The 18699-nt window shown below is 63.5% G+C and carries 19 protein-coding genes and 2 riboswitches; of the genes, 14 read left to right on the top strand and 5 right to left on the bottom strand.

All coding sequences use genetic code 11. The annotated features are described in order from the left end of the window. Positions 1-912: an FAD:protein FMN transferase gene (locus tag V6N02_RS11115; RefSeq protein ID WP_371225651.1), complete on the top strand. Its 912-nt coding sequence runs from the start codon at positions 1-3 to the stop codon at positions 910-912. 16 nt (positions 913-928) lie between these two features. Here the strand turns inward: V6N02_RS11115 and V6N02_RS11120 are convergent, their stop codons facing one another. From V6N02_RS11120 to thiB, 3 genes are read right to left on the bottom strand one after another with little or no spacing between them, the layout of a single operon-like run. Beyond that, positions 929-1633 carry a thiamine ABC transporter ATP-binding protein gene (locus V6N02_RS11120; RefSeq protein ID WP_371225652.1) on the bottom strand — a complete coding sequence of 235 codons (705 nt, stop codon included), beginning with the start codon at positions 1631-1633 and terminating at the stop codon, positions 929-931. Further along, positions 1620-3167: a thiamine/thiamine pyrophosphate ABC transporter permease ThiP gene (locus tag V6N02_RS11125; RefSeq protein WP_371225653.1), complete on the bottom strand. Its 1548-nt coding sequence runs from the start codon at positions 3165-3167 to the stop codon at positions 1620-1622. The genes V6N02_RS11120 and V6N02_RS11125 overlap by 14 nt, the downstream gene beginning before the upstream one ends. Beyond that, on the bottom strand, positions 3143-4123 hold the full coding sequence (gene thiB / locus V6N02_RS11130) for a thiamine ABC transporter substrate binding subunit (RefSeq protein WP_371225654.1): 981 nt from the start codon (positions 4121-4123) through the stop codon (positions 3143-3145). Before thiB ends, V6N02_RS11125 begins: the two co-directional genes overlap by 25 nt. A 32-nt stretch (positions 4124-4155) precedes the next feature. Further along, a riboswitch (TPP riboswitch) is annotated at positions 4156-4262 on the bottom strand. Between the two features lie 77 nt (positions 4263-4339). On the opposite strand from thiB, the gene V6N02_RS11135 reads away from it, so the two are divergent. After that, entirely contained in the window at positions 4340-4645 is a 306-nt protein-coding gene (locus tag V6N02_RS11135) for a hypothetical protein (RefSeq protein ID WP_371225655.1), read from the top strand. Positions 4646-4757: 112 nt separating this feature from the next. Here the strand turns inward: V6N02_RS11135 and cobO are convergent, their stop codons facing one another. Further along, positions 4758-5378, bottom strand: a complete 621-nt coding sequence (gene cobO / locus V6N02_RS11140; protein WP_371225656.1) for a cob(I)yrinic acid a,c-diamide adenosyltransferase — start codon at positions 5376-5378, stop codon at positions 4758-4760. 37 nt (positions 5379-5415) lie between these two features. Further along, positions 5416-5640: riboswitch (cobalamin riboswitch) on the top strand. A 98-nt stretch (positions 5641-5738) separates the two neighbouring features. Here cobO and V6N02_RS11145 point away from each other — a divergent pair. Genes V6N02_RS11145 through cobJ form a run of 7 tightly spaced genes read left to right on the top strand, consistent with a single transcriptional unit; the run spans position 5739 to position 13605 of the window. Then, positions 5739-6113 carry a DUF1636 family protein gene (locus tag V6N02_RS11145; protein WP_371225657.1) on the top strand — a complete coding sequence of 125 codons (375 nt, stop codon included), beginning with the start codon at positions 5739-5741 and terminating at the stop codon, positions 6111-6113. Next, positions 6106-7140, top strand: a complete 1035-nt coding sequence (gene cobW / locus V6N02_RS11150; protein WP_371225658.1) for a cobalamin biosynthesis protein CobW — start codon at positions 6106-6108, stop codon at positions 7138-7140. Before V6N02_RS11145 ends, cobW begins: the two co-directional genes overlap by 8 nt. A 6-nt stretch (positions 7141-7146) precedes the next feature. After that, the gene (gene cobN, locus V6N02_RS11155) at positions 7147-10389 is read left to right on the top strand and encodes a cobaltochelatase subunit CobN (RefSeq protein ID WP_371225659.1); all 3243 of its coding nucleotides are present in this window, start codon (positions 7147-7149) and stop codon (positions 10387-10389) included. After that, complete coding sequence (cobG, locus tag V6N02_RS11160; RefSeq protein ID WP_371225660.1) at positions 10386-11522, top strand: precorrin-3B synthase; 1137 nt, start codon at positions 10386-10388, stop codon at positions 11520-11522. Before cobN ends, cobG begins: the two co-directional genes overlap by 4 nt. Continuing rightward, positions 11523-12152: a precorrin-8X methylmutase gene (locus V6N02_RS11165; RefSeq protein ID WP_371225661.1), complete on the top strand. Its 630-nt coding sequence runs from the start codon at positions 11523-11525 to the stop codon at positions 12150-12152. 2 nt (positions 12153-12154) lie between these two features. Continuing rightward, positions 12155-12871: a precorrin-2 C(20)-methyltransferase gene (locus V6N02_RS11170; RefSeq protein ID WP_371225845.1), complete on the top strand. Its 717-nt coding sequence runs from the start codon at positions 12155-12157 to the stop codon at positions 12869-12871. Then, positions 12868-13605, top strand: a complete 738-nt coding sequence (cobJ, locus tag V6N02_RS11175; protein ID WP_371225662.1) for a precorrin-3B C(17)-methyltransferase — start codon at positions 12868-12870, stop codon at positions 13603-13605. Before V6N02_RS11170 ends, cobJ begins: the two co-directional genes overlap by 4 nt. On the opposite strand, the gene V6N02_RS11180 is transcribed toward cobJ, so the two are convergent. Next, positions 13581-14330 (bottom strand): cobalt-precorrin-6A reductase, encoded by a 750-nt coding sequence (locus V6N02_RS11180; protein ID WP_371225663.1) that lies wholly within the window; start codon positions 14328-14330, stop codon positions 13581-13583. The genes cobJ and V6N02_RS11180 overlap by 25 nt on opposite strands. Between V6N02_RS11180 and cbiE the strand changes: the two genes are divergently transcribed. Genes cbiE through cobA form a run of 5 tightly spaced genes read left to right on the top strand, consistent with a single transcriptional unit; the run spans position 14329 to position 18698 of the window. After that, positions 14329-15528 carry a precorrin-6y C5,15-methyltransferase (decarboxylating) subunit CbiE gene (gene cbiE / locus V6N02_RS11185; protein WP_371225664.1) on the top strand — a complete coding sequence of 400 codons (1200 nt, stop codon included), beginning with the start codon at positions 14329-14331 and terminating at the stop codon, positions 15526-15528. The two genes, V6N02_RS11180 and cbiE, sit on opposite strands and share 2 nt — an antisense overlap. Continuing rightward, positions 15525-15884, top strand: coding sequence for a cobalamin biosynthesis protein (locus V6N02_RS11190; RefSeq protein ID WP_371225665.1), 360 nt, complete (start codon positions 15525-15527; stop codon positions 15882-15884). Before cbiE ends, V6N02_RS11190 begins: the two co-directional genes overlap by 4 nt. Continuing rightward, on the top strand, positions 15881-16666 hold the full coding sequence (gene cobM / locus V6N02_RS11195; protein WP_371225666.1) for a precorrin-4 C(11)-methyltransferase: 786 nt from the start codon (positions 15881-15883) through the stop codon (positions 16664-16666). The genes V6N02_RS11190 and cobM overlap by 4 nt, the downstream gene beginning before the upstream one ends. Beyond that, entirely contained in the window at positions 16663-17976 is a 1314-nt protein-coding gene (locus tag V6N02_RS11200) for a cobyrinic acid a,c-diamide synthase CobB (protein ID WP_371225667.1), read from the top strand. The genes cobM and V6N02_RS11200 overlap by 4 nt, the downstream gene beginning before the upstream one ends. Beyond that, positions 17973-18698, top strand: a complete 726-nt coding sequence (cobA, locus tag V6N02_RS11205; protein ID WP_371225668.1) for a uroporphyrinogen-III C-methyltransferase — start codon at positions 17973-17975, stop codon at positions 18696-18698. Before V6N02_RS11200 ends, cobA begins: the two co-directional genes overlap by 4 nt. The last annotated feature ends 1 nt before the right edge of the window (position 18699 follow it).

Raw genomic sequence — 18699 nt, forward strand, 5'->3', positions numbered from 1 at the left:
ATGAAGACCACCCGCCGCCGCTTTCTGGCCATCAGCGCCGCCGCCTTTGCCAGCCCTGGCCTTGCCGCGGCGCAACCGGTTTACACGTGGGAAGGTGTGGCGCTTGGTGCCCGCGCGACCCTGCGTCTGGCGCATCCCGATGCGCCCGCAATCAGCGCCCGGGTCGCAACCGAGATTTCACGGTTGGAGGATATCTTCAGCCTCTATCGCCCGGACAGCGCCGTGTCCCGGCTAAACCGAGCCGGTGCCTTGACGGCGCCGCCTTTTGAGTTGTTAGAGTGCCTCTCTCTGGCTGGCGCGGTACACGGCGCAAGCGACGGCGTCTTTGATCCCACGATCCAGCCGCTCTGGGCCTGTTACGGCAATGCCGCAACGGCAGGCACGCTGCCGGATCAGACGGCCATCGAAACAGCCCGCGCGCTAACGGGATGGGACCGCGTCACGGTGGGGGCCACTGCCATCACCCTACGCCCCGGCATGGCGCTAAGCCTGAACGGGATCGCCCAGGGCTATATCGCCGACCGCGTGGCCGATATGCTGCGCGCCGAGGGGCTGAACGATATACTGATCAACACCGGTGAGTTCCGCGCAATGGGTGCGCAGCCGGACGGACTGCCGTGGCCAGTCAAGCTGACCTCTGGCGGCACTGTGCCGCTTGCATCGCGGGCTCTGGCCACTTCTGCGCCGCTTGGCACCACGTTTGATGAGGACGCACAGATGGGTCATATACTTGATCCGCGCAGCGGTCTGCCCTGCGCGTCACAGTGGCGTGAGGTCACCATATCGGCAAACACCGCCGCACTGGCCGATGCCCTGTCAACAGCCGCCTGTTTGTTTCAGACCCGTGCTGAAATCGAAGCATGTCTGGCGCAATTCCAAGATACGCGACTTGAGGCGGCCATACCGGTCTGACACCCGCGCTTGGTTCTCAGGGGTGCGACTGCACAAGATAATCGCGCAAGGCGACTGGTGGATTTTCGAACAGGCTTGATGTCGGGACAGGCTGCGCTGCCACCTGATCGGCAACCAAAACAACCTGCTCGGCGATGCGGCGGGCGTCCTCCGGATCGTGGCTGACCATCAACAGGGTGGTTCCGGTTTCAGCCACCAGATCGGCAACAAGATCAAGCATTTCAGCCTTCAGCGCGGGACCAAGCGCCGCAAAGGGTTCATCCAACAGCAGCAAGTCGCGCTTTTGCACCAGAACGCGGGCCAAGGCGACCCGACTTTGCTGGCCGCCGGATAGCTCCGATGGTTTGCGCGCAGCCATCTCGGACAGCCCAACGCGGCCCAAAGCCGACTGAACCTGCGCTCTTTCCGCGTCAGACAGCCGCTTGTTGGGTTGCAGACCAAGGGCGATGTTTTCGGCAGCGGTCAGATGGGGAAACAGGTTGCCGTCCTGAAATAACATCGACACCGGGCGTTTGCCCGGGGCGAGCTCCGTCAGGTCCTGATCCTTCCAAAACACCCTGCCCTCCGCAAAATCGCGAAACCCGGCAATCGCCTCAAGCAGGGTCGATTTCCCGGCGCCGGATGGCCCGATCACGGCTGTCTTAGTGCCAGCGTCGATGCCAAACTCGGCGCGCAGCGTGAACTCGTTGTTCTTGATGATGCAGTGTTCAAGTTTCAGCATGCCAGCGCCCCCCGCGATCCAGTATCCAGAATGCCCCCATCGACAACATCAGTAACAACAGGGCCCCGCCAGAAGCAGCCTGCATTTGATAAGCCCCCATCAACCGGAAGATTTGCAAGGGCAATGTGGCGATATCGGCATCTGCAAACAAGGTGATCACCCCCAAATCCCCCATGGAGAGGGCTGCGGTCAGCCCGGCGGCAAAACCAATCTGCGGTCGCATCCGGGGCAGCATGACGCGAATGAAAAAGACGCGCGGCGACATTCCGACGGCCAGAGCAAGGCGACCATGCTGCGCCACCACATCGCGTGCCACCGGGATCAGAATCCGCAGCGCAAAAGGCAGCGCAAAAACCACATTCACCACCGCAGTGACCGGCAGCGCCAGCGCCGTTGGATCACCCAGCGGTCTGATCATGATAAACAGGCCGGTCCCGATGACCAATGGCGACGCCGCCAGACCCAGGATGCCACAAAGCTCGACCCATCCGTGTCGCCCTGCCGCAACGGAGACCGCCATCGGCAAGGCCAATACCAGCATGACAAGCGTACTGGCGGATGATACCGCAATCGACACAAGGGCGGCGCGCAGCACCTCCACTGGTACGTCCATGATTCCGGCAAGACCGGAGGTGATCACCGAGATCAGCGGCAACAGAAGAAAACCGGTCGCCAACACAATCCAGACCGTGTCGATCAGCGACGAGCCTGTGTTCCAGCGGCGTATGGACCGGTCCAGCCCTGCGCCAAAACCTTCACCGCGCGAAAGCTTTAACGCTGCGGCAGCCGCGGCAGCGGTTAGAACCAATTGGACAGCCGATAGAAGGGCTGCGCGCCCGAGGTCAAAATCAAAGGTGAAAGCCTGATAGATCGCCAGCTCAATAGTGGTGGCACGAGGGCCACCGCCCAAGGTCAGCGCCACCGCAAAGCTGGTCAGGCAAATGGCAAAGATCACGGCCAGAATGCCGGGCAGAATGCGCAGCAACATCGGCGCTTCAATCAGGCGGAACAGGGCAGACCCGCGGCAGCCCAACTGTTCGGCCAGGCGAAACCGCTCGGCTGGAATTTCTTGCCAACCTTGCAGCACCAGCCGTGTGGCCAGTGGCAGGTTGAAAAACACATGCGCGATCACGACGCCATGCAGGCCATAAATACTGATCGGGGGCAGGCCAAAAACCCCGAGGGCGTCCGAAATCCAACCGGACCGACCAAAAACCTGCAACAGGCCAAGGATCGCCACGATCACCGGAAGAATGAACGGCGCGCCAAGCAACGCGATCAGCGCCCGTCTGCCGCGAAACCGGCGCCGGGCCAGCGCGCGGGCCACGGGGATGGCAAGGCCCGTGCTGATCACCGCCGAGAGGATGGCCTGGGTCAGGGTAAAGCGCAGCGCAGCCCAGTCGGCGGCAACAAACCCCCGCCCCGTTTCGGCGCGCAGGGCCACAGCGGCCAATGTCCCGACGATCAGCGCGGCCACCAAAGCCGCCGCGCCGATCCCGGGAATTGGGTTTACTGGCTGAGCGCGTCGAGCCATTCGGCCAGCGCTTCGTCCCGTGCCGCAGCTGCTTCACTCGGCGTCAACAGAAGGGATGTCTCAGGGGTGTGCAGCGTGTCGAAGCCGTCAGGCAAACCTGCCGCCGGGGTCACAGCAGGATACATCCAGTTGGTGGTCGGGATGATCTGTTGGAAAGGTTCGGTGACCATGAAGGCCAAAAACGCGTCGGCAAGGTCGGGCACATCCGAGCCTGCCAGTTTCGCGGCCACCTCGACCTGCATGTAATGACCTTCGTCAAAGGCGGCGGCAGCTTTGCTGGCATCTTCCTCGGCGATCAGGTGATAGGCGGGTGATGTTGTGTAGCTGAGGACCATGTCAGCCTCGCCCTCAAGGAAAAGGCCATAAGCCTCGGACCAGCCTTTGGTCACGGTCACGATATTGTCGGACAACTCGGCCCAGATGGCCGGCGCTTCGTCGCCATAGGCCGCCTTGACCCACAACAGCAATCCAAGCCCCGGCGTTGACGAGCGTGGGTCCTGGATTAGGATTTTGGTGTCACTTGCCGCCAGATCGCGAAAGTTCGAAGGGACAGCGGCATCGGCGTTGTGAATAAACGCGAAATAGCCCCAGTCGAAAGGAACGAATGTGTCGTCATTCCAGTCGACCGGCATGGTATACTCGGCGCTGACGGAATGCGGTGCGAACAGCCCTGTGTCCTTGGCCGCCTCTATCAGGTTGGTGTCCAGACCCAACACAACATCGGCATCCGAATTCTCACCCTCAAGGCGGATGCGCGACAACAGGGCCGCGCCATCCTCGATGCCGACAAGCTTCAGATCACACTCGCAGATCGCCTCAAAGGCCTCTTCCACTTGCGGGCCGGGACCCCAGTCCGCGACAAAACTATCATAAGTGTAAACGGTCAGTTCTGGCACATCGGCAGCAGTCGCAGATGTGGCACTCAGAATTCCCGCAGCAATCAGTAGACGTTTCATATCATCCTCCATTGCGGCGAGAGGGTAAGGACGATGAGAAACTCTACCCTTCCCTCCGCCGGTTCTAGCCGGTTCAGGTTCAACGGGTTCGCAAAAGAAGCATCTCAGCGCCGATGACGACGCACCCCGAGGTAGGTTCCAGCTAGCGGGATTTAAGCCTCGCTTCAACCACAATCTGATGCGTCAAAACAGCGTCAGAGATCGCATCATGCCAGCATGCTCTCGTCCAATGAGGGTGTCAGTGGATACGGACACTGCTTTGTCCTTCCGGACATGAAGGGCGCATCCATGCGGGCGGGCCGGCACGTCTGTATAAGTCGGGTTTGCGATGCTGCTGGACGAATCGTTGCGCCTTTTACCGGGAACGCGATCACCACTGCGGTGCCGGTCATCCGCGCCCCGAACTGGCCCCTCGTGGGATGCGTGGCGCTGTTGTGGGCGATTGCAATGGTGGCCAATGTGATCGACGCATTTGCCGTGCCCTCTCTCTATGCCTTCACGCCGGTTTTCAGGGAGTGCTGAAGGGATCACCTAAACCCCGGCATCTGAAGCCCGGCAAACACTGAATGACTTTGCTCGCGCTTTCCACCGGGTTCCAGGATCGGAAAGTGTCGCGTTACATGACCAGGCAGTGCTAGAACTCAACGCCTTGTTGTGCCTTGATCCCATCGCGAAACGGATGCTTGAGCGACTTTATCTCGCTCACCAGATCGGCAATTTCGATAAGCTCGGGCTTGGCGTTGCGCCCGGTCAGCACCACATGAGTCATCTCGGGTTTCTTATCGCGCAGAAAGCGCACGATCTCATCGATATCCAGGTAGTCATAACGCAATGCGATGTTGATCTCATCCAGCAGCACCATACGCACGGTGTCGTCCAGAATCAGAGACTTGGCCTTTTCCCACCCCGCCTCGGCTGCGGCAATGTCGCGGGACTTGTTCTGGGTTTCCCAAGTGAACCCTTCGCCCATGGCATGAAACTGACACAGATGCGCAAAGTGATCTTCGAGAATCATGCGCTCTCCGGTCTGCCAACTTCCCTTGATGAATTGCACGACAGCACAGGGCATGTCATGGGCGATGCACCTGAGAATCATGCCGAAACCGGCGCTGCTTTTGCCCTTGCCCGGGCCGGTGTGGACGATGATCAACCCCTTCTCATCCGTCGTACGGGCCATCATCTTGTCGCGTGCAGCCTTCTTCTTGGCCATTTTCGCCCGATGCCGTGCCTCTTCTTCGGGGTCGATCTTGGACATGACGTTTCCTTTGCTTGACAAGGGAGGGCGGAATGCCGCAGGACAAATACGCGCTGGTTTCTGTTCTAGGACAGACGAAGAGGGAATGCGATACGCCTGTGCGACCTGTTATGGGTCAGGGCCGAAACGCAGCCGCCCCCGCGACCGTGATCGGGAAGGTGACCCAACCACTGGCCAGAACAGGCTGGGAAGGTGGGAAAACCGCCGGGCCTTTGGCCTGATATCCGCAAGCCGGGAGACCTGCCAGCGTCGGACGTAACGGGCGAGCGGGGTGTTTCGCGACCGGCTATTGGATCGCCCGGCGCACGTGCATCCCTTGCTGGCCTTTCCCCTTCTCGCCAAAGCAGAGAAAGAAGCACCATGGCCGAGGTCACCGTCACCATCTGCACCACCTGCCGGGCCGGAATGGACCCGGATGCCAAGGGCACCCGCCCGGGTGCGCGCCTGCACGCGGCCGTGACCAAGGCCGGTCTGCCCGAGGGTGTCTCCATCCGCGAGGTTGAGTGCCTCTCGGCCTGCTCACGCGGGTGTTCCATGGTGATCGAGGGCGGCCCGGCCCGCTGGACCTATATCTATGGTGACATGGACCCGGATCTGCATGTGCCCCAGATCCTTGAGGGGATCACCGCCTATTCCACCACCAAAGACGGCATCGTCCCCTGGCGCGAACGCCCCGAAGTCTTCCGCAAACAATCCATTGCCCGTATTCCCCCGAAGGAGCCACTCGTTGACTGATCTTGCTAAAATCCCTGTGACCGTTGTGACCGGCTTTCTTGGGGCCGGGAAAACCACGTTGATCCGCCACCTGATGCAAAACCCCCAAGGCAAACGTCTGGCGGTTCTGGTGAATGAATTTGGCACGGCCGGTGTGGATGGCGACATCCTGAAAACCTGTGCCGATGAAAACTGCCCAGCGGAAAACATCGTCGAGCTGGCCAATGGCTGCATCTGCTGCACGGTGGCCGATGATTTCATCCCAACCATCGAACAATTGATGGCGCTGCCGGAAACCCCCGATCATATCCTGATCGAGACCTCGGGTCTGGCCCTGCCCAAACCGTTGCTCAAGGCGTTTGACTGGCCCGCGATCCGCTCGCGCATCACTGTGGATGGCGTGATTGCCCTGGCCGATGCCGAGGCGGTGGCGAATGGGCAGTTCGCCCCCGATCTCGACGCCGTGCAGGCCCAGCGTGAGGCCGACGACAGCCTTGATCACGAAACACCCCTGTCCGAAGTGTTCGAGGATCAGGTAGCCTGTGCCGATATCGTTCTGCTCTCTAAGGCCGATCTGGCCGGGGAGGATGGCCTAGATGCCGCCCGCAAGGTGATCGAGGCGGAAACCCCGCGCACCCTGCCGATCCTGCCGATGACCGACGGGGTGATTGATCCGCGCGTGGTGCTGGGGCTTGGGGCCGCGGCCGAGGATGATCTGGACGCGCGGCCCAGCCATCACGACGGACATGACGATCACGAACATGACGATTTCGACAGTGTCGTGATCGAGATGGGCGAGGTTTCGGATGTGGCCGCTCTGGAAGCCGCGATTGTGCGCCTAGCGCGCGAACAGAACATCCTGCGCGTCAAGGGCTATGTCGCGGTGACAGGCAAACCCATGCGCCTGCTGGTTCAGGCCGTCAGCGAACGCCTACGCAGCCAGTTTGACCGCCCCTGGGGCGATGACCCGCGCCGCACCCAACTGGTTGTGATTGCCGAGCATGATCATATTGATCCCGCCGCGATCCGCGCCGTTCTGGAAGGCTGACACGCGATGCATGTCGTCTTTCGCGAAAGCCATGGTCTTGACCAGAGCGACACGCCGATGGACCTCGGCCAAACCCCGGCCGATCTGGTGGTGTTGTCGTTCTCGGACAGTGACCTTGGGGCTTTCGCGGCAGGATGGCATCGCGCCAACGGGACCTTGCCCAGTCTGAGACTGGCCAATCTGGTGGCGCTGAAACATCCGCTGTCAGTGGACACCTATGCCGAACAGACCCTGTCCGGTGCCAAGGCGGTTCTTGTCCGGCTGATCGGTGGGGAAAGCTATTGGCCCTATGGACTGGCCGTGCTGCAGGATATGGCACGGCGGCAGGGAATTGCATTGGCGGTTGTGCCTGCAGATGGGCGCGATGATCCGCGCCTAGACGAGCTGTCGACCTTGCCCATCTCGACCCTGCGCCGGTTGCAACATCTGTGCGAGGCGGGCGGCGCCGTGGCCGCGCAGGCCGCCTTGGCGCAACTTGCGCTGGCCGTGGGGCTTTATGCCGGGCCGGTGCCGGGGTCAAAACACGTACCGGACACGGGGTTTTACCTGCCGGACAAAGGGGTGGTCCCTGCCCCTCAGAAAACCGACAGACCTTTGGCATTGGTTACATTCTACCGCACCTATCTGACGGCGGCGGATACCGATCCGATAGACCGGTTGATCGAGGCGCTTGAAGCGCGCGGCTTTGACGCTGTGGGGCTGTTTGCCGCCAGCCTGAAAGGACCATCCGCCCCTTGGGTGAAGGAATGGGTGGCACAGCTGGCCCCTGCGGCCATCGTCAACGCCACCGCCTTTTCCGCTCAAGGCGCAGATGGCGCGCCCTCGCCCCTCAATGCCGCCGGATGCCCGGTGTTTCAGGTATCACTCTCCACTGCGCGCAAGCGGGACTGGAAAGAGGCCGAACGCGGGCTGTCGCCTGCCGATCTGGCCATGCATGTGGTCCTGCCCGAGGTGGATGGTCGCATTTTCGCAGGCATCACCAGCTTCAAACAGCCCAGCAAACAAGACAAAGACCTACAATACAGCCGCTTTTCGCACCGTGCGGAGGAGGGCCGGATCGAGGCGGTGGCAGATCGCGTGACGGCGTGGCACCGTCTGTCTGCCCTTGAAAACTCCGACAAACGCATCGCCGTGATGCTATCAACCTATCCCGGCAAGGGTTATCAGTTGGCCCATGCGGTAGGCATGGATGCGCTGGCCTCGGTCACTGACCTGACACAGGCCCTTGCGGCGGATGGCTATGACATCCCCGATCCCGGCAGGATTGAACAACGGCTGGCCAGCGAGACGCTCAGCTGGCCGATTGAGGATTACCGTGCGGCCCTGTCCACCCTGCCCCAAAGATTGCAGGACGAGCTGACCAAAATCTGGGGTGATCCCGAGGCCGATTCCATGGCCTATGAGGGCGCGTTCCACTTCCCGGCGCTGAAAACGGGCAAGGCCCTGATCGCCTTGCAGCCCGAACGCGGCGATATTGCCGCGCGGGATGATGATTATCACGATCTCTCCCGCACCCCGCGCCATGGTTATGTGGCCTTCTACCTTTGGATGGCGCAGCAGGCTGATGCGTTGATCCACGTGGGTGCCCATGGCACGCTGGAATGGTTGCCGGGCAAATCCGTCGCCCTGTCCGAAGCGTGTTGGCCCGAAGTGCTGATCGGGCCGATGCCGGTGATCTATCCCTTCATCGTTAACGATCCCGGCGAGGCCGCACAGGCCAAACGCCGCATTGGCGCAGTTACTCTGGGTCACCTGCCCCCACCCCTGGCTCAGACCAAACTGCCCGAAGGCTTGGGCCGGTTGGAGGCGTTGCTGGATGAATACTCCACCGCGGACGGGCTGGACCCGGCGCGGCGCGACCGGCTGATCGGTCAAATCCGGGAGGAGGCGCAGGGGCGCGGGGTCGAGGCCGATCTCGGCCTGCCGAAAGAGGCCTCAGCCGCCGAGGCCATCACCCGCATCGACCGCTTTGTCTGTGATATCAAGGAAAGCCAGTATGGCGAGGGGCTGCACACCTTCGGCAGCGGCGAGTATGGCGATCAGGAACTGGGCGGGTTGCGCGCGGCCCTGGGCGGGCGGTTCGTCGATCCCGGCCCGTCCGGGTCTCCCTATCGTGGGCGCTCTGACGTGCTGCCCACGGGACGCAACCTTTTCACCACCGATCCGCGCGCGGTGCCGTCCCGTGCGGCCCATGCGCAGGGGGTAAAGCTGGCCGAGGAATTGCTGCGCAAGCACCTGCAGGACAATGGCGACTGGCCCAAGGGGCTGGTGGTCGATCTCTGGGGCTCGGCCACCATGCGCACGGCGGGCGAGGAATTTGCCATGGCCCTGCATCTGGCCGGGCTTGAGCCGCGCTGGGATGAGGGATCGGAACGGGTGAGCGGGTTTGATATCCTGCCGCTGGCCATGCTGAACCGGCCCCGGATCGACGTGACCCTGCGGGTGTCAGGCCTGTTCCGCGATGTGTTCCCCGGGCTGGCGCAGCTGTTTGAAACCGCCGCAGCACGGCTGGCCGAGCGGGACGAGACGACCGAGGATAACCCCTATAAAGCCGTGACACCCCGCGTGTTTGGTCCGCGCCCGGGGCAGTATGGTCTGGGTATGGGCGCCATGCTTGACGATTACTCGGACGAGGCGCGCGCGGCGGCGGGTGAGGCCTGGCTAGCCGCATCCTCTCACGCGATTGATGCGCAGGGCGACATCCGCCCGGCCCGCGCCGCGCTGGAGGACAGGCTGTCCACCGCTGACAGTTTTGTGCACCTGCAGGACCTGCCGGAAACCGATCTGCTGATGGCGTCGGATTACGCCGCGCATGAGGCCGGGTTTGCCGCCGCCATGGCGCGTCTCGGCCAAGCTGCCCCAGCGCTCTATCATTTGGACGCCACCCACCCCGACATGCCCCGCGCCCGCACACTGAGCGAGGAAATCGCCCGCGTCACCCGTGCGCGCGCCGCCAATCCCGATTGGGCCACTGGTATGATGCAGCATGGTTTTCGCGGGGCCGCCGAGATCGCCGCCACGCTGGATCACATGGCCGCCTTTGCCCATCTGGCCGAGGCGGTGCCTGCGCATCTGTTTGACCTTTATTTCGAGGCCACTTTGGGCCGTGACGACCTGACCGCCTTTATGGAAGAGGCCAATCCGCAGGCGCTTGAGGCCATGCGCGCCCGGTTCGAGGCGCTGCAGCAAGCGGGCCTGTGGAGCACGCGGCGCAATTCCATCGCCGCCAGCCTTGAGGCCCTGTCATGAGCGCGCCACGCGTCTATGGCTGGTGCCCCGGGGCGCTGCGTCCGATGATGTCGGGCGACGGGCTGGTTGTGCGGGTGCGCGCCCCGATGGGGCGGCTGACGCAGGAGCAGGCGCGCGGCGTTGCGGATCTGTCGATGCGGTTTGGCAGCGGTGTGATTGACCTCTCGGCCCGTGCCAATCTGCAGCTGCGCGGTGTGGAGGAGGCAGGCCATCCTGCCTTGATCGACGGCCTGCGGAATCTCGGGCTGATTGACCATGATATCGCGGCAGAGAGCCGTCGCAATCTGGTGATCCAACCGTTCTGGCGCGAAGGGGACGACACGCATCAGATCGCGCAGGCACTGACCGAGGCGCTGGCGAACGAGGATGCTCCCGATCTGCCCGGCAAGTTCGGCTTTGCGGTGGATTGCGGACCCGCCCCCCTGCTGAACGATGTCTCGTCCGATATCCGCATCGAACGCGGTACCGACGGTTTGATCTGTCGTGCCGACGGGGCCGAGCATGGCGTGGCTGTCACGAGCGAGACGGCGGCCACAGTGGCCCTGTCACTGGCCCATTGGTTTGTCCGCACAGGCGGGATCACCGACAGGCGTGGCCGGATGGCCGATCACATTGACCGCGTGGGTACGCCCGAAGCGGGGGATCAGCCCAGAACGCTGACACAATCCGATCGAACGCCCAAGCCGGGCCTGACCGAGACGGGCGCGCTGATCGCGCTTGAATTCGGGCAGATGCAGGCGGGAACGTTGGCCAGGCTGGGTAAGCTGGGCGCGATCCGCGTGACACCCTGGCGCATGCTGCTGGTCGAGGGGCAAGACCGCCTGCCCGATCTGCCCGATCTGATCATCGACCCTACGGATGCGCGCCTTAAGATCAGCGTCTGTACCGGCGCGCCGGGATGTCATCAGGGGCTATCCAGCACCCGGGATATCGCCCGCGCGCTGGCCCCGCATGTGCGCCAGCGGCTGCATATCTCGGGCTGTGCCAAGGGCTGCGCCCATCCGGCGGCCAGTCCTGTCACCCTGACGGCCACCGCCGAGGGGCGGTTTGACCTGATCCGAAATGGCCGGGCGTCGGATACGCCCGCACGCCGGGGCCTTGGCCCCGATGACCTTGTAAGCGGAGAGCTTTGAATGCCTCATACCTACGAAACCAATGGCGCGGCGATCTATGCCGAAAGCTTTGCAACCATCCGGGCCGAGGCCGATCTGACCCGCTTTTCCAAGGATGAAGAAAGCGTCGTGGTGCGCATGATTCATGCCGCGGGCATGGTGGGGTTGGAAGCCCATGTGCGCTTTTCGCCGGGCATGGCCGAAACTGCCCGCAGCGCTTTGGCCAAGGGCGCGCCTATATTGTGTGACGCTTATATGGTGTCCGAGGGCATCACCCGCCCGCGCCTGCCCGCCGGGAACGAGGTGATCTGCTCACTGCGCGATCCGCGCGTGCCCGAGATGGCCAAGGAGATGTCCAACACCCGCTCTGCCGCCGCGCTCGAGCTGTGGCGTCCGCATCTGGACGGGGCGGTTGTGGCCATTGGCAATGCGCCAACGGCGCTGTTTCATCTGCTTAATATGTTAGAAGACCCCGCCTGCCCCCGCCCCGCAGCCATTATCGGCTGTCCGGTGGGGTTTGTGGGGGCCATGGAATCCAAAGAGGCGCTGATGCAGGACCTGCCAGTGCCTTCGATGATCGTCAAAGGCCGTCTTGGCGGGTCGGCCATCACCGTCGCCGCGGTCAACGCGCTGGCAAGCTGGAAAGAATGAGAATGGGCAAGGTGATCTGTGTCGGGCTTGGCCCCGGCGACCCGGATTTGATGAGCGTGAAGGCGCATCGCCTGATCATGCGGGCCCATCACGTGGCGTATTTCCGCAAGAAAGGCCGCCCGGGTCGCGCGCGCACGACGGTCGAAGGCATCCTGTCGCCGGATGCGATTGAACACGCGATGGAGTATCCCGTCACCACGGAAATCCCGTTCAGCGACCCGGAATACAACCACCTGCTGGCTGCTTTTTACGATGACTGGGCAGATCGCCTGACCAAACTGGCAGAACGTGAAGAGGTCATCGTGCTTTGTGAGGGCGATCCGTTTTTCTTTGGCTCTTTCATGCATTTACATACGCGCCTGCAGGGCCGTGCCGAGGTTGAGGTAGTACCCGGCATCACCGGCATGTCGGGGTGTTGGACGGCAACCGGCCAGCCGATCACCTGGGGCGATGATGTAATGACCGTGGCCATGGCCACCCTGCCCGAGGACGAGCTTGCCGCGCGGGCCGCAAATACAGACGCGCTGGTGGTGATGAAAATCGGGCGCAACCTCGACAAGTTGAAACGTGCGCTCAGCTGCGCGGGCCGGATCGACGATGCCTGGCTGGTCGAGCGCGGCACGATGGCGGGACAAAGCGTACAAAAGCTGACCGATGCGCCCGAGAAGGTGCCCTATTTCTCGATCGTTCTGGTGCATGGACAAGGGCGCCGCCCATGACCGGCTGGGTACAGGTGGCGGGCCTTGGTCCCGGCGATGACGGGATGATCACCGACGAGGTGCGCGCAGCACTGGCCGAGGCCAGTGACGTGGTGGGCTATATTCCTTATGTGCGCCGTATCACGCCCCGTCCCGGTCTGACCCTGCATGAAAGCGACAACCGGGTGGAGCTGGACCGTGCGACCCATGCGCTGGAGATGGCCGCCGAAGGCCGCCGCGTTGTGGTGGTGTCATCCGGTGATCCGGGGGTTTTCGCCATGGCCTCGGCCCTGTTTGAGGCGTTAGAGGCCGGGCCTGCCGATTGGCTGAGCCTTGATATCCGTATTCTGCCGGGCATCACCGCGATGCTGGCCGCCGCCGCGCGGCTGGGTGCGCCGCTGGGGCATGATTTCTGCGCCATCAACCTGAGTGACAATCTCAAGCCATGGTCCCTGATCGAACATCGTCTAAGGCTGGCCTCGCAAGCCGGCTTTGCCATGGCGTTTTACAATCCACGCTCGACCTCGCGGCCCCATCAGTTTACCGAAGCCCTGAATATTCTGCGGCAGGAATGCGGGCCTGAACGCCTGATTTCCTTTGCACGGAATGTCACCAAACCCGATGAGCGCCTGACCACCGTCACATTGGGCGAGGCCACGCCCGAGATGGCCGATATGCGCACCGTGGTGATTGTGGGAAATCCCGACACAAAACGCGTGGGCACCCATATCTACACGCCAAGGCGGGCGGTATGATCGAGCCAGTCCAGCACATCCTCAAGCCGCGCCAGAACCGTGCGGGGCGGCACATGGGGCCGCTCGATCAGGATCACAGGCAGGCCCAGATCGCGGGCGGCCTGCAGCTTGGCCGCGGCCCCGGTGCCACCGGAATTCTTGGCGACGATCAGATCAGTCTTATGGGCCAGAAGCAGGGCGCGATCCCCGTCCACGTCAAACGGACCACGGGCGATCACCGCCTTGGCATTAGGCAAAGGCAGCGGCCCGTCGGGCGGATCCACGAGGCGCAGAAGGTAGTGATGTTGGGCGCGCGCGGCAAACCCATCCAGGGTCTGTTTGCCAATGGCCAGAAACACACGGGACGGCGCATCGGGCAAAGCCGCAATCGCGCCGGCCAAATCCGGCACGTGGTGCCAGTCATCCCCGGGCTCGGCCTGCCAGGGCGGGCGTTCGAACGCGGCCAGCGGTACGTCTGCCTCGGCACAGGCAGCCACGGCATTGTGGCTCATACCCGAGGCAAAGGGATGGGTGGCGTCGATCACATGGGTAAACCCGCCCTCCTGCAAGAAAGCGGCCAGCCCCGAGGCCCCGCCAAAGCCACCGACGCGGGTGGGCAGGGGTTGATCCACCGGCGCGGCTGTGCGCCCGGCATAAGAAAACACCACGTCATCACCGCGTTTGGCCAGTGCGCGGGCCAGGGCCGAGGCTTCGCTTGTGCCACCCAGAACAAGGATGCGCGGCATGTCTGATCCTTTCGCGTCTGCGTGGTTGACCCTGATTGGTATCGGCGAGGATGGCCTGTCCGGGCTTTCGGATGCAAGCCGTTTCGCGATGGATGAGGCCGAGATCGTCTTTGGTGGCGCGCGGCATCTGGCCCTGGCCGAGATCGGGGGCAAGGGGCGCCCGTGGGATGTGCCCTTTTCGATCAAGCCAGTTCTGGCCGCGCGGGGCAAGAAGGTGGTGGTTCTGGCCTCGGGCGATCCGTTTCAGCATGGCGTTGGCGGCACCTTGGCGGCGCATCTGCAACCGGGCGAGTGGCGCTGTTTTCCGGCCCCGTCCTGCTGGTCACTGGCGGCATCCCGGATGGGGTGGCGGTTGGAAGAGGTCACCTCGCTGGCGCTGCATGCCGCGCCGTTTGAGCAGTTGGTGCCGCTATTGGCCAAGGATCAGCGGCTGCTGTGCACACTGCGGGACGGAGAGGCGCCTGCGTTGCTGGCCGAATGGCTGGCCCAGCAAGGGTTCGGGGCCAGCGAAGTCACCGTGATGGAAGCCTTGGGCGGGTCGCGCGAAAAGCTGCGTCGCACCACCGCTGCTGATTTCGATCTGAGCGATGTTGCGGCGCCTGTGATGGCCGCTGTCACACTGGCAGGCGGTGCGGGCCTGTCGCAAACACCCGGACGCAGCGAAGATATCTTTGCCCATGATGGCCAGATTACCAAGGGGGCGATGCGCGCGCTGACACTGGCCGCTTTGGCCCCGCAGGCGGGTCAGCATTTGTGGGATATCGGGGCAGGCTCAGGCTCGGTCTCGGTGGAATGGGCGTTGGCCGCGCGCGGCGCGACGAGCGTGGCGATTGAACCGCGCGCAGATCGGTGTGCAAACATCACCGAAAACGCCCGCCGCTTTGGCCTGGGCAGCCGTATCGAGGTTCTGAATGGGTCGGCCCCGGCGGCGTTGGACGGGCTGTCCCCCCCTGACGCGGTATTTCTGGGCGGAGGTGCAGACGAGGCGCTGCTGGACACCCTTTGGACGATCCTGCCCCACGGCACACGGGTTGTGGCCAATGCCGTGACACTGGAAAGTCAGGCTTTGTTGACCCGTTGGCACGGGGAAAAGGGCGGTGAATTGATCAAGGTGGATCTGGCACAGGCCAGCCCCCTGGGGCGCATGTCGGGATGGCAGGCGGCGCGCTCGCAACTGCAGTGGAGTGTCACCCGATGATCGTGGCGGGCTTCGGATATCGCAGCACCGCGAAGGTGAGTGACCTGCTGGCCGCGCTGGAACAGACTGGCCAGACCGCAGACGCGCTGGCCAGTGTCGCGGCCAAAGCCACCGGCCCGCTGGCCGACTTGGCAGATCAGTTGAACCTGCCCCTGATCGCCGTTGATGAGGCGCAGATCGCGCATGTCACCACCCCCACACAATCCGAGCGTATCCAAAACCGGTTTGCCACCGGATCATTGGCCGAGGCCGCCGCATTGGTGGCCGCCGGCCCCGGCGCAGAGGTGATTGTGCCGCGTGTCAGCTGCCCCAACGGGCTTGCCACGGCGGCCATTGCAGAAGGACATACCCCATGACCGTTCACTTTATCGGCGCAGGCCCGGGGGCGGCCGATCTTATTACCCTTCGGGGGCGCGATTTGATCGCCACCTGCCCGGTCTGTCTTTATGCCGGATCGCTGGTTCCTGACGCCCTGTTACAGCATTGCCCTGAAGGCGCGAAAATCGTGAACACTGCACCGCTGTCACTGGATGAGATCATCGCCGAGATCGAAACCGCCCATAACGCGGGGCATGACATCGCACGGCTGCATTCCGGTGATCTGTCGGTCTGGTCGGCCATGGGCGAACAACTGCGCCGCCTTCGTGCGCTGGACATTCCCTATGACGTCACCCCGGGCGTACCCGCCTTTGCCGCCTCGGCGGCGGCGTTGGGGGCCGAGCTGACCCTGCCGGGCGTGGCGCAATCGTTGGTTCTGACGCGAACCTCGGGACGCGCCTCGTCCATGCCGGAAGATGAAACGCTGGAAAACTTCGCCGCCACGGGGGCGACATTGGCAATCCACCTGTCTGCGCATGTGCTGGACGATGTGGTGGCCCGGCTAACGCCCAAATACGGGGCGGACTGCCCGGTGGCCGTGATCTGGCGCGCCACATGGCCGGATCAGAAGATCATCCACGCCACCTTGGGCACCGTGATCGAAGCCACAGGGGGCGAGCGCGGGCGCACCGCCCTGATCCTTGTGGGCTCTGCCCTGGGCGCGCAGGAATTTGACGAAAGCTGCCTTTACGCCGGGGATTATGACCGGCGCTTCCGCCCTGTCGGCACCCAACCCCGTTTTCCGGAGGAAACCACATGAGCCTGCCAAACGGATTGATGATATCTGCCCCTGCTTCAGGCACCGGCAAGACGACCTTGATGCTGGGGCTGCTGAACGCGCTGGCCAAGCGTGGCATGTCCGTCCAGCCGTTCAAAAGCGGACCTGATTATATCGACCCCGGCTTTCACCGCGCCGCCGCTGGACGCGCATCTTTCAACCTGGACAGCTGGGCGATGGGGCCGGGCATGCTGGGCGCGCTTGTCGGTGCGGCAGAGGGGGCCGATCTTGCCCTGGCGGAAGGGTCCATGGGGTTGTTCGACGGGGTCGCGCAGCCGGGCGAGACGGGGTCTGGGGCCAGCGCCGACATCTCGGCGATGACCGGCTGGCCCGTGATCCTGATGCTGGATGTTTCGGGACAGGCGCAATCGGCCGCAGCCACAGCGCTGGGGTTCAAGACGATGCGGCCCGACGTGAAACTGGCCGGTGTGGTGTTGAACAAAGTGGCCAGCCCGCGTCACAAAATGCTGCTGAGCCTCGGGATGGAGGCCGTCGGTGTCCCGGTTCTGGGTGCCCTGCCCCGGCAGGGTTCCGTGGAACTGCCCGAACGGCATTTGGGGCTGGTGCAGGCCGAGGAACAGCCCGAGCTTATGCGGCTTCTGGATGCGGCGGGCGATTTCATCACCGAACATCTCGATCTGGACGCCGTGCTGGCCGCCGCTGGCGCAACGACACCGCCGAGCGGGGCCTCGCAAATGCCGCCACCCCCCGGGCAACGCATTGCGCTGGCACGGGATGCGGCGTTTTCCTTTGTCTATCCTCACCTGCTGGACAGCTGGCGCGCGGCAGGGGCCGAGATCCTGCCATTTTCGCCGCTAGCCGATGAGGCCCCGGATGACAGCGCCGATATCTGCTGGCTGCCCGGCGGCTATCCTGAACTGCACGCGGGTGTTCTGTCCGCCGCCGAGGCATTCCGCAGTGGATTGCAGAACTTTGCCGAAACGCGCCCCGTGCATGGCGAATGCGGGGGCTATATGGCCATGGGCGACGGGTTGATCGACAAATCCGGGACACGGCACCGGATGGCGGGCCTGTTGGGGCTTGAGACCAGCTTTGAGAAGCGCAAGATGCATCTGGGATACCGGCGCGTGACGCTGAAAGCGCCGATGCCGGGGATGGCGATGGGGGCCGGGCTGCGCGGGCACGAGTTTCACTATACCACCATCCTGGCGCAACCCGATGCGCCGCTGGCCACGGTGGTGGATGCCAACGGGGCCGAAGTGCCGGAAACCGGATCACGGCGCGGCCATGCCACGGGCACCTTCTTTCATCTGATCGCAGGCGCGTCGTGAGCGGGTTTGTGTCATTCGTATCGTCCGGGCCGGGCGATCCCGAGCTGTTGACGGTCAAAGCCGTTGATCGCCTTCAATCTGCCGATGTGGTGTTATTTGACGATCTGTCCTCGGGGCCGATCTTGTCGCATGTGCCCCCCGAGGCCGACCTGATCGGGGTGGGCAAACGCGCGGGGCGCGCCTCGCCCAAGCAGGATCATGTCAGCCGGCTGTTGGTGGAACATGCCGAAACGGGCGCGCGGGTTGTGCGCCTGAAATCCGGCGATGCGGGCATTTTTGGACGTCTTGAGGAAGAGGTGGACGCCCTGTCGCAAGCCGATATCCCGTTCGAAATCGTCCCCGGCGTTACGGCGGCCTCGGCAGCAGCGGCGGCAGCCTCGATCCCCCTGACCCGCCGCCTGACGGCGCGGCGCGTTCAGTTCATCACGGGCCACGATGTCGCTGGGATGCTGCCTGAAGATCTGAACATGGCCGCCCTGGCCGATCCGCTTGCCACGACGGTCGTTTACATGGGACGGCGCACCTTTGCCGCCCTGGCCAGCAAGCTGATCGCAGCAGGCCTGCCGGGCGAGACCCCCGCCTTGTTGGCAGAATCGGTCTCAACTCCGGCCCAACGCCTGACCCGGCATTCGGTGCACAGCCTGTCGGAGGTGACGGTTGATACGGCCTCAACCGCGCCGGCCCTGATACTTTATGGCCCCTTGGCAACTGAGAAGGATTGAC

The sequence above is a fragment of the Roseovarius conchicola genome, from assembly GCF_041403425.1.
Classification (GTDB): Bacteria; Pseudomonadota; Alphaproteobacteria; order Rhodobacterales; family Rhodobacteraceae; genus Roseovarius; species Roseovarius conchicola.